Here is a 13,038-nt window from a genome sequence, read left to right as displayed (position 1 = left end):
ATCAGCTCAATGTGTTCGGTTGAGATCGGAAATCAACCTTCCGACGGCTAGTTGGCATGGATGGTGAGGTTGAGCTCGTCGAGGTATTGCTGCAAGAGGGGAGAGGGCTTGCGCTCGTCGTGCATGATATAGCCTACGTGCATCGTTGGGGCGTCTGCTAACGGGATCGATGCCATGCCCCATTGCATTTCATTGGAGAGGACGCCGGTCGACAGAGTGTAACCGTTCGACGTGATAAGTAAGTTAGTAAGTGTTCCGCGGTCCGAGATTCGTATGTTGCGGTCGCAAGGGATATAGCTAAAAGGTTCCTCGGCGTAATAGAAGGAGTTTGAGGTTCCCTGCTCAAAGCTGTAGCGCGTATAGGGCGTGAGGTCGGCAAGGGACAGCTGAGGGCGGCGTGCGAGCGGGTGGCGCTCGCTCACGAAGACGTGGACCGTCGCGTCGAAGAGGGGATGGAAGCTTGCACGGGCATCGGCGAAGGCCTTCTGCAGAACGCGGGCGTTAAAGTCATCCAGATACAGAATGCCGATATCGCTGCGAAACGCACGGACGTCATCGATGATCTGCGATGTGGTGGTCTCGCGCATGATGAACTCGAACTTGCTGTCGCGGCAGCGCTCGACCACGTTGACAAAGGCCTCGACCGAAAAGGCGTAGTGCTGGGCGGAAATGGCGAGGCGGGCTTGCGGGGTGCCGCCGTCCTCGTAGCGCGCCTCGAGCATGTCGGCCTGCTCTACGACCTGGCGCGCATAGCCCAAAAGCTCGGTGCCGTCGTTGGTGAGCGTGACGCCGCGGCTGGAGCGCGTAAAGATCTCCAGATGGAGCTCCTGCTCTAGGCTTTTGACGGCGTTTGAGATGTTGGACTGAGCGGTATAAAGGCGCTGAGCTGCGGCGTTGATTGAGCCGGACTCTGCCACGGCGATCAAAAAGCGAAGCTGCTGGAGGGTCATTGGCGCCCGTCCTTTCGATTGCTATCTATAAAACAGATAACAAGTTAGCGCTTTTAAGTGATTGACCGAGGGAGACAATGCCCGTACTATTCAAAACACACAAAAGAGGTAGGTAATTAAGCCAACTACGGAACCGGGACGCGAAAGGAGGCCCGCATATGAATTGCTTACCAAGACGAATGCCGGGCTCCTGTTTGCGCCCGTCGGCGTGATCAGGAGACAGCGACTTACTTCTCTCTATTTTTTACTTTCGTTCGATCAAGGAGATCATCATGGGCCAGTTCATCAACAACCCCGAGCACACCTTTGGTTTCGATACCCTGCAGCTGCACGTTGGCCAGGAGAGCGCCGATCCTGCATCCGACTCCCGTGCCGTGCCTATCTACCAGACCACGAGCTATGTGTTCCGCAACTCCCAGCACGCCGCCGACCGCTTTGGTCTTGCCGACGCCGGTAACATCTACGGCCGTCTGACCAACTCCACCCAGGGCGTCTTTGAGGACCGTATTGCCGCACTCGAGGGTGGTGTGGCAGGTCTTGCCGTCGCCTCCGGTGCTGCTGCCATCACCTATACCCTGCAGGCTCTTGCCCAAGCCGGTGACCACGTGGTGGCTCAGAAGACCATCTACGGTGGCTCCTACAACCTGCTGGAGCACACGCTCTCCCAGTTTGGTGTCGAGACCACCTTTGTCGACGCCCACAACCTGGACGAGGTCGAGGGTGCCATCAAGGACAACACCACGGTCATCTATCTCGAGACGCTCGGCAACCCCAACTCCGACATCCCCAACATCGACGCCATCTCCGAGATTGCCAAGAAGCATGGCCTGCCGGTTGTTGTCGATAACACCTTCGGCACCCCGTATCTGTTCCGTCCGCTGGAGCATGGCGCCAATATCGTCGTCCACTCCGCGACCAAGTTCATTGGCGGTCACGGTACCTCGCTGGGCGGCGTGATTGTCGATGGCGGCAACTTTGACTGGAAGGCGAGCGGCAAGTATGCGCAGATCGCCGAGCCCAATCCCTCCTACCATGGCGTCTCGTTTGCCGAGGCTGCCGGCCCTGCCGCCTTCGCGACCTATGTCCGCGCCATCCTGCTGCGTGACGAGGGCGCTTGCATTAGCCCGTTTAACGCCTGGATCCTGCTCCAGGGCACCGAGACCCTGTCACTGCGCGTCGACCGCCATGTCGAGAACACCAAGAAGGTCGTTGAGTTCCTGGCTTGTGACAGCCACGTCGCCAAGGTGAACCACCCGAGCCTGCCTGAGCACCCCGACCATGAGCTCTACAAGCAGTATTTCCCCAACGGTGGTGCCTCGATCTTCACCTTCGAGATTAAGGGCGGCCAGGAGGCTGCATGGAAGTTCATCGACCACTTGCAGGTGTTCTCGCTGCTCGCCAACGTGGCCGACGTCAAGTCGCTCGTCGTGCACCCGGCTACGACTACGCACTCCCAGCTCTCTGCCGAGGAGCTCGCCGAGCAGAACATCACGCCCTCCACGATCCGTCTTTCCATCGGTACCGAGAACGCCGAGGATATCATTTGGGACCTGAAGCAGGCCTTTGCCGCACTGGACGAGTAGGGCGACTTGTGCAAGGACCCCTTGCGACTCGATAGGTATAGCTGCATAAAATGCCTGCTCAAGGCGCCTGCGCAAGCAATGGTTGCGCAGGCGCCTTTTTTGCATAGGAAGGGCGCTATTACAGGGTTTTTGACATGCTTTATGCAATCGAGATGTGGAAAACTCCTGTTGAGAGGATGTGAGTTTTACGCAAATGACGTGCACCTTTTGAGAAAAACCGCAGGTCGCGATTTGCTCGGAGTACTATGCAGCGCGATCGAATCACGCGCAGCTCAAACGCAGCAAAAACGCACTACGGAGGTTTCCAGCTACATGAGGATTGATTCACGAAAACCGAAAGCCGCCGCCCTTTCCGCCGCTCTGACCGTGGCACTTTTAGCGGGCGCCGGCGCAACCGATGCCCACGCGGCAACACTGTCCGACACGGTCGGATCCACGCCGTCCGAGGCGACGCTGATGCAGCCCGTCGACTATCGCGGCGACGGCTTTGGCTCCATGCAGGAGTGGAATGCCTCTATGGGGGCCAAGCGCGATTCCCTGGAGGTCCGCGCCCAGATCATCATGAACATGTACGGTGACTATGCCACCGATGACGAGCGCGCTGTACTGCAAGGTTGTATCGATGGTGCGGGCGGTCTTTTGACGATGGAGGAGGTCGACGCCAAATCGACCGAGCTCGATGAGCTGCGCACGACGCTTGAGGATGCCAAGCGTGAGGCGCTCGAGGCTGCGGCCGCCGAAGCCGAGGCCGCTGAGGCCGTTCAGGCTTTGTATTACAACGCCGGCTCCGGCTCGTCTTACGCGTCTGCTGCGTATTACGCGAACGGCTCGGGCCTGACGCGCTCGAGCGGCGTCAATAACTATAACGGTCGTCGTGAGACCTATTACAGCAGCAACGTGCTCTACCATCACCGCACGGGCGAGTGGACTCAGGATTCCGAGGGCTTTTGGCGCGATTCCGATGGTTACTACGTCGTTGCCGCGGGCGATAAGGCTCAGGGCTCCACGTTTACCGGTTCCAAGGGCGAGTGCAAGGTCTATGACTCCGGCTGCGCAGCCGGAACCACCGACTACTACACTGGCTGGTAATTTTTCTGCATCACGAATATTTGGCGGACGGGCGTCTTTACCGAGCTTTAGGGCAACGTAAGGGCGCCCGTTCTATGTATGCATTTGAGTTAACAGAGCGCTTACCGTGGCAGTACGCCGCGCATATGGGCGCGGGGCACACTAAGTCACGAGAAACAAAGTCTTTCTCGTGGAGGAAGTGGTTCCATGAACGCTCGAGATGTCGCTATTGCCGTCGTTGCCCTTTTGATCGGATGCCTTGGTCCGACGGCGGCGTTAACTGCCGGCTTGCAGTCCGCTACGGGCGCCGCTCCTGTGATTGTGGGCGCCTTGATTGCAGCGGCGTTGCTGGGAAGCGCCGGCGTGCTACTTTGCCGCGATGACGAGGACGAGGTTCCGGAATCGCAAAATAAGCCTCAGTTTTAGCCTCGAGCTAAATGCAACAGGCCTTCGCGAATGACGGAATCCTCGCGAAGGCCTGTCTGCTTGTATTGCGCACGTCGCGATGCGGCCGAGGCTACCAGCTACTTTCTATTTCGCGAATCCTCTGGTAGAGCCAATCGTTTTGCGGCACTTGGATATCGTGTTTGGCGGCCAGGCGGCAAATGGTGCCCGCGAACTCCTCGACTTCGGTCTTTCGTTGTGCGATGCGGTCCTGCGCCATCGAGGGCATACCGGTGGGGTCGATTCCCTCGATGAGGTGCACCATCTGCGTCAGGTCTGCCTCGGTCAGCTCAATGCCCTCGGCATTGGCGACCGCAAGTGTCTCTCGCATGGCGGAGACAAAGCAGCGGCGCTGCTCGGAGCCGGCCTCTGTGGCGCTTCCATACGTTCCGCCGTAGGCCATGCACGTCTGGTTGATACCATCGTTGAGCATGAGTTTGGCCCACATGCGGTGTGCAATGTCGCTCTCGACGGTATGGGCGATGCCGCAGCGTGTGTAGAGCTTGTCGATGGCGCTGACGGTTGCGGGCTCGGTGCCTGCTGCCGCGCCAAAGCGAATCTCGCCCGCATTGGTAAAGGTGAGTGCGCCGTCGAGGAACACGGCATCCATGCCCTGGCAAATACCAAGAACGGTATGCTTCCAGCCAAAGCGCTCGGCAATCTTCTGCTCGCTCGTAATGCCGTTGCACAGCGAGGCGATGAGCGTGTTGGGCCCCACGACGCGCTCCATAGTCTTGAGTGCTTGGTTGAGTCCCGTCGTCTTGACCGTGAGAATGACAAGATCGGCGGGCGTTGCCTCACTGACGCGCACGGACTTGAGTGCGCAGGGCTCGCCGTTGACCGTAAGGGCGTCGCCTGCGTGACGCTCGAAACGGGCGTCATCCATAACGTATTCGACGGCGTCATTGCCGAGGGCCGTGGCAATCATGCTACCGTAGAGCAGGCCGACGCCGCCCTTGCCGATAAAGGCGACCTTGTTGATCTGCATGTGAATCATCTCCCCATATAAAAGGCGCCCGCGTAAGGGGCGCCTGATGGATTGTATGCTGCCAGGGTGATTGGTGGATGCGCGGGACTGCTGTTACGAAAAAGAACTATTGCACTGTGCGCTTATGCCGCGGGACAGACCGCAAAAACGCGCACAGGATATCCAACGCCATCGCGCACCTTGGGGAAGGTGCAGATGATGCCTGCGCCCGTGGCGGGAAGCTCGTCCAGATGGTTCATGACCTCGATCTGGTAGCGGTCGACCGAGAGGATGTATTGCTCGCCGGGATAGGGGTAGGCGTCCTCACGCGTGGCCACGCTCGCCTCCTTTCATCGGGCTTTTTGCTGATGTTAAAGCGGTGCCGTGACGGCCTGATTTCTGCTGCGTTACGATACGTTCTCGATTGCGATTCCGATGTGCTTCGATGACGTGACAGGTTTGTTTCGCCTTATCAGGGCTTCGATGGGGGAGGAGGGGCCGTGCAATATCGCGTTGACCCCAAAAGCAGTAACCGTATCTCGGCGTTGGGGCTGGGCTGCATGAGGTTTCCCGGTGCGCCGGGACGTCCGGATGCGAAGACAGCCGACGCCATCATCTCCCGTGCGGTGGAGCAGGGGATTAACTACCTGGACACGGCCTATCTCTATCCCGGCAACGAGGCTTGCGTGGGCGCTTCGCTTGAGCGCCTAGGCCTACGCGACCAGGTTTTGCTCGCGACCAAGCTGCCGCATGCTTCGTGCAAATGCGCGGAGGATTTCGACCGGTTCTTCGACGAGCAACTGTGCCGCCTGCGGACCGACCATATCGACTATTACCTCATGCACAACATTACCTCGCCCGCCCAGTGGGAACGTGTGGTGGCGTTGGGCATCGAGGACTGGATCGCGCGTCAAAAGGCGGCGGGGCGCATTCGCCAGATTGGTTTTTCGTATCACGGCAGCGCGGCGGATTTCCTGACGGTGCTTGACGCATATGACTGGGATTTTTGCCAGATCCAGTACAACTATGCCGGCGAGCGTTACCAAGCGGGAACGGCAGGACTCATGGCGGCTGCGGAGCGCGGTCTTGCGGTGTTTGTGATGGAGCCACTGCTGGGCGGTCGTCTAGCGGGCAAACTGCCGCCGCGGGCACGCGCTGTGCTCGATGGCGCCCGTGACCCGCATTTGCGCACTCCGGCCGCCTGGGGGCTTTCGTGGGTGTGGAACCATCCTCAGGTGACGATGCTGCTTTCGGGTATGACCGATACCGCGCAAGTGGATGAGAACGCGGCGTTGGCCGATCGGGCCCTGCCGGATTCGATGACGGCTGCTCAGCTCGATGCCATCGCACGCGTGCTGAGGGAGTTTGAAAAATCGAATCGCGTGCCCTGCACGGGATGCGGCTATTGCATGCCGTGTCCTAAAGGCATCAATATCCCTGGGTGTTTTGCTGCCTACAACGCAAGCTATGCGCACAGCTGGTTTACGGGGCTGTCTCAATACTTTACGGCGAGCGCGGTGCGGACGAACGAGCCCAAGCTGGTGAGCAATTGCGTCAAGTGCGGCAAATGCGCGCGGCATTGCCCGCAGCATATCGATATCCCCGGGCGCTTGGACGACGTACGCCGCCGTTTTCAGCCTGGCCCCGTGACGGCGGTGCTTAAGGCCTTCGGCAAAACGCGCTCCTCGTGACCCTTTTATAACTTGCGGTGGAATAGTTCCTGCTTGCGGCAGAATAAGGCATCGACAGGAACTATTTCACCGCAACTGATGAGGGGGAGCTGGGGATGCTGACGATCGGGTGTCACCTATCCACGACGAAGGGCTATCGGGCAATGGGGGAGACGGCGCTGTCCATTGGCGCCAATACCTTTGCATTCTTTACGCGCAACCCGCGTGGCGGCAAGGCGAAAGACCTTGACATGGATGACGTGGCGGCCCTGCGCGAGCTTATGGAGCAAAACGACTTTGGCCCGCTCGTGGCTCATGCCCCGTATACCTATAACCCCTGCTCGGCCAAAGAGCGGGCGCGCGAGTTTGCCCTGGAGGCCATGGCGGAGGACCTGAGGCGCATGGAAGCGCTGCCCGGCAACTACTACAACTTCCATCCCGGTGCGCATGTGGGGCAGGGCTCCGACGCTGGCATTCAGATGATCGTCGACACCCTGTGCCAGGTGATGTTTGAGGGCCAACAGACGACGGTGCTGCTCGAGACCATGGCCGGCAAGGGCACCGAGGTGGGCCGCAGCTTTGAGGAACTGGCACTCATCATCCAGGGCGTTGCCGACAAGTGCCCCGAGCTGTCGGCCAAGTTGGGCGTTTGCTTGGACACCTGCCATGTGAATGACGCCGGCTACGACATCGTCCACGATCTTGAAGGCGTGCTCGACGAGTTCGATCGTGTGGTGGGTATCGAGCGCCTGCGCGCCGTGCATATCAATGACTCCAAGAACCCCTGCGGCGCCCATAAGGACCGCCACGAATGCATCGGTAAGGGCTACCTGGGTAGCGAAGAGTTTGGCGGCGGTATGCAGGTTATGCAGAATATTGTATCGAATGGCCGCTTGCGCGCATTGCCATTCATTTTGGAGACACCGAACGAACTTGCAGGTTATGCGGCTGAAATCAAATTGTTAAGGTCATTGCAGCAGTGATGACTGTCATAAAGTGGAGTGCTCCATTCACGTTATGGGTTTGTTTCAATCAGTTTTCTAATTGCGGATTCTTCCAAGCGGGTGCATAATAACCCTCAGTTTTTGCAGACCCCTGAATCACGTGGGGTCATTGGAAGGAGACTGATTATGAAGCTGAAGAAGCTTGGCGCATTTGCCGCCACGGGTGCTATGGCGCTCGCCCTTGCTCTGACGGGCTGCGGCTCGTCCAACGCCACCTCTGGTTCTGATGCCAGTTCCAGCAGCTCTGACGACGCTAAGGTCGAGAAGGTCGACGGTTCCAAGGAGTACGCGCTCGTCAAGGACGGTACGCTGACCGTCGGCACCTCTGCCGAGTACGCTCCGTTTGAGTACAAGGATGACAATGGCGACTACCAGGGCTTTGACCTTGAACTCATTAAGGCTATCGGCGATAAGCTGGGTCTGGATGTCGAGTATGTCAACAATGATTTTGACACGCTCGTCCCCGGCGTTGCTTCGGGCGCCAAGTACGACGTCGCCATCGCGGCTATCACCGACACGCCCGAGCGTGAGAAGGAAGTCACTTTCTCCGATTCCTACTACATGGACGATCAGGCTATCGTGACCAAGGTCGATAACACCGACATCACGGCCGACAACTTCAGCGAGAAGCTCAACAACGCCGACGCTACCATCATCGTCCAGTCTGGCTCGACCGCCGAGGCCTTTGCCCAGGAGAACTTCCCCAAGGCCAAGATTGTCCCCTACAAGGACGCCACCGAGTGCTTCAGCGCCCTGCAGTCCGATAAGGGCGACGCCGTAGTCACCAACCGCTCCGTTGCCAGCCAGCTGACCGCCGAGCAGTTCAACACCTGCCAGACCATCAAGCAGGTCAGCACCGGCGAGGAGTACGCCATCGCCATCAACCAGGGCAACATCAAGCTCAAGGACGACATCAACCAGGCCATCAAGGACCTGACTGACGACGGTACCGTCGACGCCCTCATGGCTAAGTACAACATCAAGTAAAATAGCTACTTGATTGCGCGCGGGCCCTTTCCGTTTTGGCGGAGAGGGCCTTTGCGCTTCTCTTGACGGAGAGTGTTTCCGTCTCGTTTTGCCGGCAACTTCTACGATAGGAGCCACCTTGTCTCGACTGAACAAAGGGGCTGCGGAGCAGCGTTTTCCACTGCCCGCCTTGCTCCAAAAGCTAGCCTGCGCCATGGCCGTGGCGCTCGCGCTGGTGTGCGTGGGGGCATATGCGCCCACGACCGCCCAGGCGCTTGAGACCGCAAAGATTACCGCCCGACCCAACACCGGTTCGGGCAGCGCTGTGGTCGGCGGCACCGAGACGCGCATTACCTGGGAAGTTCAGGCCGATGCCGACGAGGAGCTGAGCGGTCTTTCTCTGACGTTTGTCGACGGCACAACGTTTGGTACCGATGACACGCGATTGACGATGCTCTCGGGCGAGGACCTCATGGATCGTACGCCCATGAAGCCCACGTGCAAGGCTGACGGCCAGACGCTCAAGATTGACTTTGGCGAGACGGCGCCTGCCGGCGGCTTTTTCCGTGTCGAGGTTTACGGCGTGACGTTCCCCGTCGAGGGCGGCGATGAGGCCTTTAGCGGAACCTATACGCTCGCCGACGGTTCGACCAAGAAGATTTCCAAGATTCCTTCCGTCGAGATTAAGGGCGTGACGGCGTTCGATAACTTCCTGGCCGACCTTAAGGAACAGCCGTGGGTCGAGGCATGGAATTCCAACATGTTCCTTCGCCTGTTCCTGAACCCGGTCATTTTGGTCCAGAGCCTGCCGATCGTCTTCAAGGGCTTCCTTATGTCGCTCTCGATCGTGCTCGTGGCGTTTCCGCTGGCGATCCCCTTTGGCTTTGCCCTGTCGCTTATGCGCATATCCAAATCGCGCATCCTGCGTTGCCTTGCCGGCATCTACGTGAATGTCATCCGCGGTACGCCGGCGTTCCTGCAGATCTATATTGCATTCTTTGGCCTGCCGCTTGCCGGCGTCAAGGTGGACGACTATGTCTTGGGCGTTATCGTCATGGCCATGAACTCGTCTGCGTATCTGTGCGAGATTTTCCGTGCCGGTATTCAATCGATCCCCAAGGGCCAGAACGAGGCCGCTCGTTCGCTGGGTATGAATGCCTTCCAGACGCTGCTCTACGTTATGATTCCGCAGACGTTCCGCAATGTCCTGCCTACGCTGACCAGCGAGTTTATCCTGCTCTACAAGGATACGTCGCTGCTCGCCGCCGTGGGCGTGGTCGAGATCGTCATGAACGCCCGCACCATCGTGGCAACGACGGGCTCCATTACGCCGTATGTGGTTGCCGCCCTGTTCTATCTGGTCATTACCCTGCCGCTTGCGCGCTTGGTGAGCGGTCTTGAGGCGAGGCTGCTGGGTACGGCCGAAACCAAAAAGAAGCGTCCCACCAAGAGCGCCGGACAGGTTGTCGCGACGCCCGCCGACCATATCGCTGGTCTGTAAGGAGGTTCTATTATGAGCGAAACCAATAACTCGAACGAGGTCGTCGTCAGCATCAAGAATCTCCAGAAGGCCTTTGGCGATAACGTGGTCCTGCGCGACATCGACCTTGATGTGCACAAGGGCGAGGTCGTCGTAGTCCTGGGCCCTTCGGGTTCGGGCAAGTCGACGATGCTTCGCTGCATTAACCGTCTCGAGGAGCCCACGAGTGGTTCGATTGTCGTCGAGGGCGTGGATGTGTGCGCCAAGGGCGTTGACCTCAATAAGGTGCGTATGCACTTGGGCATGGTGTTTCAGCAGTTCAACTTGTTCCCGCACCTGTCGGTCAAAAAGAACGTCATGCTTGCGCAGCAAAAGGTGCTCAAGCGCAGCAAGGAAGAGGCCGAGAAGATTGCCATCGAGGAGCTGACCAAGGTCGGCCTGGCCGAGCGCATCGATTTTATGCCGAGTCAGCTTTCGGGCGGTCAGCAGCAGCGCGTGGCCATCGCCCGCGCCCTGTCGATGAATCCGCACGTGATGCTCTTTGACGAGGCCACGTCGGCGCTCGATCCTGAGCTTGTCCGCGATGTATTGGGCGTCATGCGCGATCTTGCGCATGACGGTATGACCATGATCGTGGTGACGCACGAGATGGGCTTTGCCCGCGACGTCGCCGACCGCGTCGTCTTTATGGACGGCGGCGTTATCGTGGAGGATGGCACGCCGAGCGAGGTCTTCGACCATCCTAAGAGCGAGCGCACCAAGGCGTTCCTGGGCAATATCTCATAGCGGCGCGTCGAGGTTATCGATATAACAAACGGGGACCGGATGTGAATATCCGGTCCCCGTTTTTGTTTGGGCATGAGCGACTGTTGTTGTGCGGTACTCGGCTGTCAGTTGCCTTGCGACTTTCTGACGGCTTCGTTAGGCCAGCTCCGCTCCCAGGGCCTTGCAGGCCGCTTCGCCCTCGTCGTCGGGTGCGTCGTAGCAGATGACGGAGTCGACCACGTTGACGCCTGCCTCGTCGGCGTCCGCCTTCCAATTGTCCATCCATTCGCCTTCGGCCCACGAATAAGAGCCAAAGAGGACGACCTTCTTGTCGCCGAGGGTCTCCTTGACTTCGTCCCACATCGGTTGGAACTCATCGTATTCAAGCTCCTCGGAGCCCATGGCGGGGCAACCGAAGGCGAAGGCATCATAGTCGGCGGCCCTGTCGGCAGAGAAGTCGGCGCAGGGGATGACTTCGGCCTCGGCGCCCGCGGACGTGGTGCCCTCGGCAACGAGGTTTGCCATGGCCTCGGTGTTGCCCGTGCCGCTCCAGTAGACGACGGCGATCTTGCTCATGTTGAGTCCTTTCGGTTGTGCGGCGTGCGGCCGCGGTTTGTACGTTCTATCGGGTCGCCTGGGCAAGTTGCGCCAAGCTGCAGCCCTGCTGATAGATAAAGGTGAGGTGTTGGGTGCAGGCACGGTACGCATCAAACGTCGCAAGCGCCTGCTCGACATTCGTATAGACCTTCCAGGCTCCAAAGATCTTGTAGTTCTCGCCACGCTGGGCGATGAACTCGTATACGTCGTCGCAGGGGTACCCCAGGAAGTAGCCAATCTCGTGTGGAAATTCGCAGGCGCAGTCGTTGTTGCAGCAGACTTGCTGATCCAGTGCGCATCGAGTCTGGCCGCAGGCGCATTCCGCGGCGTTATTGCTCGCGAGCGTGATGCGTGATGCCAGGTGCACAAGACATGCCGAGAGGTTGCCGGTGTCGTAGCCCTTCTTGGCGAGTGCCGTTTTGGCGCGCGGGTCAGCAAGGTAAGTGGCGAGGCTATTGGGCCGATATGCGTATACGAGCGCCCCGCAGGGGCGCCAGACCAAAACGCTCAGATGGATACCGAACGGATTAAGCTCGTGATTGCACCGGGCGATAACGTTGAGCAGGCGTGCTCGGCGATCCTCGATCGCCGCAGTTACGCTTGAGCCGTCTTGATCGGCATAGACTCCTGGATAGGTAAAGAGCGATGCCGGTTTGATGCCCGCGAGCGTGGGGGAGCAGTTGCGCACGACTGCCGCCTGAAACGTTGGGATGTCTATGGTTCGAGTCACGACGCTCCTTACGGATCTAAACTGTTAGCCTAGGAAAACTTATACACGAAAGTAAGCCTTGGTCAACTAAAAAGTTTGAAGAGGGAAACTAATTGACCGAACGGACATGATTTTGGGTTAAGATGGGAACACCCCATGGGGGTATCTAGATAGGGCTACTTGAAAGGGGAACGCATGAGTGACTTGCTCAACCCTGCGAATCTCATCGTGCTGGCCGTCATTGCCGTCGGCATGTTTTTTGGGCTGCGTCGCATTGCGGCGTCGACGCATGGAAAGAGCTGTTGCAGTGATGGCGCGAGCGGCAAGAAAGCCAAGAAGGTTGTGGTGGCAGACACCGACGAGTCCCACTATCCCTATAGCGATGAGCTGCTCATCGGCGGCATGAGCTGTGACGGCTGCGCTCAGAACGTAGCCAATGCCCTCAATGCACTGGACGGCGTGTGGGCTACGGTGACGTATGCGGACCACACAGCACGCGTACGCTCGAAGCTCCCGGTTGATCGCGACACACTCGAGACGGCGGTGAGGGGCGCGGGCTATTACGTTATGAAAATGTAGGCGTTGCCCTCTCCGGTGGATACCGGCCTCCTGCTCATTGCGACTATCGACATCCAAAAATTTGCGTAAAAAATAACCTTTAGATGCGGTAAAAGTGGAGTTTGGTGACGGTTTGCGCGGAATTCGCTACCAATCGAGCATCTATTAACCCGTCCAAAAAATTACAGGTGTATATTTATACGCTGATTATTGCTGTGCTCAGATTGCAATTAACCGTGGACAGAAATGAAGAATGCTAAAGCTGGGCTTTAGGACA

General features: G+C 58.5%; 14 protein-coding genes. 9 read left to right on the top strand and 5 right to left on the bottom strand.

What is annotated here, in order from left to right; translation table 11 throughout:
• Positions 1–47: 47 nt before the first annotated feature.
• A complete protein-coding gene (locus tag DW899_RS06655) occupies positions 48–950 on the bottom strand; it encodes a LysR family transcriptional regulator (protein WP_117800403.1) in 903 nt (300 codons plus the stop codon).
• Positions 951–1,222: 272 nt separating this feature from the next.
• On the opposite strand from DW899_RS06655, the gene DW899_RS06650 reads away from it, so the two are divergent.
• The 3 genes from DW899_RS06650 (at position 1,223) to DW899_RS06640 (ending at position 4,027) form a co-directional block, all read left to right on the top strand.
• Entirely contained in the window at positions 1,223–2,533 is a 1,311-nt protein-coding gene (locus DW899_RS06650; protein WP_117800402.1) for an O-acetylhomoserine aminocarboxypropyltransferase/cysteine synthase family protein, read from the top strand.
• Positions 2,534–2,845: 312 nt separating this feature from the next.
• The gene (locus tag DW899_RS06645) at positions 2,846–3,622 is read left to right on the top strand and encodes a hypothetical protein (RefSeq protein ID WP_117800401.1); all 777 of its coding nucleotides are present in this window, start codon (positions 2,846–2,848) and stop codon (positions 3,620–3,622) included.
• 186 nt (positions 3,623–3,808) lie between these two features.
• On the top strand, positions 3,809–4,027 hold the full coding sequence (locus DW899_RS06640; protein ID WP_117640812.1) for a hypothetical protein: 219 nt from the start codon (positions 3,809–3,811) through the stop codon (positions 4,025–4,027).
• A 91-nt stretch (positions 4,028–4,118) separates the two neighbouring features.
• Here the strand turns inward: DW899_RS06640 and DW899_RS06635 are convergent, their stop codons facing one another.
• Both DW899_RS06635 and DW899_RS06630 read right to left on the bottom strand, forming a co-directional pair.
• The gene (locus tag DW899_RS06635) at positions 4,119–5,033 is read right to left on the bottom strand and encodes a ketopantoate reductase family protein (RefSeq protein WP_233539930.1); all 915 of its coding nucleotides are present in this window, start codon (positions 5,031–5,033) and stop codon (positions 4,119–4,121) included.
• Between the two features lie 122 nt (positions 5,034–5,155).
• Complete coding sequence (locus tag DW899_RS06630; protein WP_117800399.1) at positions 5,156–5,350, bottom strand: hypothetical protein; 195 nt, start codon at positions 5,348–5,350, stop codon at positions 5,156–5,158.
• A 162-nt stretch (positions 5,351–5,512) separates the two neighbouring features.
• On the opposite strand from DW899_RS06630, the gene DW899_RS06625 reads away from it, so the two are divergent.
• The 5 genes from DW899_RS06625 (at position 5,513) to DW899_RS06605 (ending at position 10,918) form a co-directional block, all read left to right on the top strand.
• Complete coding sequence (locus DW899_RS06625) at positions 5,513–6,703, top strand: aldo/keto reductase (protein ID WP_117800398.1); 1,191 nt, start codon at positions 5,513–5,515, stop codon at positions 6,701–6,703.
• 95 nt (positions 6,704–6,798) lie between these two features.
• The gene (locus DW899_RS06620; protein WP_117640808.1) at positions 6,799–7,665 is read left to right on the top strand and encodes a deoxyribonuclease IV; all 867 of its coding nucleotides are present in this window, start codon (positions 6,799–6,801) and stop codon (positions 7,663–7,665) included.
• A 147-nt stretch (positions 7,666–7,812) separates the two neighbouring features.
• Positions 7,813–8,673 (top strand): ABC transporter substrate-binding protein, encoded by an 861-nt coding sequence (locus DW899_RS06615; protein ID WP_117800397.1) that lies wholly within the window; start codon positions 7,813–7,815, stop codon positions 8,671–8,673.
• A 118-nt stretch (positions 8,674–8,791) separates the two neighbouring features.
• Positions 8,792–10,153, top strand: a complete 1,362-nt coding sequence (locus DW899_RS06610) for an ABC transporter permease subunit (protein ID WP_233524964.1) — start codon at positions 8,792–8,794, stop codon at positions 10,151–10,153.
• A 12-nt stretch (positions 10,154–10,165) separates the two neighbouring features.
• Positions 10,166–10,918 carry an amino acid ABC transporter ATP-binding protein gene (locus DW899_RS06605; RefSeq protein WP_117800396.1) on the top strand — a complete coding sequence of 251 codons (753 nt, stop codon included), beginning with the start codon at positions 10,166–10,168 and terminating at the stop codon, positions 10,916–10,918.
• A gap of 135 nt (positions 10,919–11,053) precedes the next feature.
• Here the strand turns inward: DW899_RS06605 and DW899_RS06600 are convergent, their stop codons facing one another.
• Together DW899_RS06600 and DW899_RS06595 are read right to left on the bottom strand one after the other, a co-directional pair.
• Positions 11,054–11,473, bottom strand: a complete 420-nt coding sequence (locus DW899_RS06600; RefSeq protein WP_117800395.1) for a flavodoxin — start codon at positions 11,471–11,473, stop codon at positions 11,054–11,056.
• Positions 11,474–11,519: 46 nt separating this feature from the next.
• A complete protein-coding gene (locus DW899_RS06595) occupies positions 11,520–12,224 on the bottom strand; it encodes a DUF3793 family protein (protein WP_117800394.1) in 705 nt (234 codons plus the stop codon).
• 174 nt (positions 12,225–12,398) lie between these two features.
• On the opposite strand from DW899_RS06595, the gene DW899_RS06590 reads away from it, so the two are divergent.
• Positions 12,399–12,782, top strand: coding sequence for a heavy-metal-associated domain-containing protein (locus tag DW899_RS06590; protein WP_117800393.1), 384 nt, complete (start codon positions 12,399–12,401; stop codon positions 12,780–12,782).
• Positions 12,783–13,038: the final 256 nt, after the last annotated feature.

The organism is Collinsella sp. AM41-2BH (assembly GCF_003468085.1).
Taxonomy (GTDB): domain Bacteria; phylum Actinomycetota; class Coriobacteriia; order Coriobacteriales; family Coriobacteriaceae; genus Collinsella.
Note: the sequence above shows the minus strand (reverse complement) of the source record. Positions and strands in the feature narration are given on the sequence as shown.

Excerpts from the sequence above, each read along its gene's own strand:
- DW899_RS06655 (WP_117800403.1), bottom strand. The coding sequence starts at position 950 with ATGACCCTCCAGCAGCTTCGCTTTTTGATCGCCGTGGCAGAGTCCGGC.
- DW899_RS06650 (WP_117800402.1), top strand. The coding sequence starts at position 1,223 with ATGGGCCAGTTCATCAACAACCCCGAGCACACCTTTGGTTTCGATACC.
- DW899_RS06645 (WP_117800401.1), top strand. The coding sequence starts at position 2,846 with ATGAGGATTGATTCACGAAAACCGAAAGCCGCCGCCCTTTCCGCCGCT.
- DW899_RS06640 (WP_117640812.1), top strand. The coding sequence starts at position 3,809 with ATGAACGCTCGAGATGTCGCTATTGCCGTCGTTGCCCTTTTGATCGGA.
- DW899_RS06635 (WP_233539930.1), bottom strand. The coding sequence starts at position 5,033 with ATGCAGATCAACAAGGTCGCCTTTATCGGCAAGGGCGGCGTCGGCCTG.
- DW899_RS06620 (WP_117640808.1), top strand. The coding sequence starts at position 6,799 with ATGCTGACGATCGGGTGTCACCTATCCACGACGAAGGGCTATCGGGCA.
- DW899_RS06615 (WP_117800397.1), top strand. The coding sequence starts at position 7,813 with ATGAAGCTGAAGAAGCTTGGCGCATTTGCCGCCACGGGTGCTATGGCG.
- DW899_RS06605 (WP_117800396.1), top strand. The coding sequence starts at position 10,166 with ATGAGCGAAACCAATAACTCGAACGAGGTCGTCGTCAGCATCAAGAAT.
- DW899_RS06600 (WP_117800395.1), bottom strand. The coding sequence starts at position 11,473 with ATGAGCAAGATCGCCGTCGTCTACTGGAGCGGCACGGGCAACACCGAG.
- DW899_RS06590 (WP_117800393.1), top strand. The coding sequence starts at position 12,399 with ATGAGTGACTTGCTCAACCCTGCGAATCTCATCGTGCTGGCCGTCATT.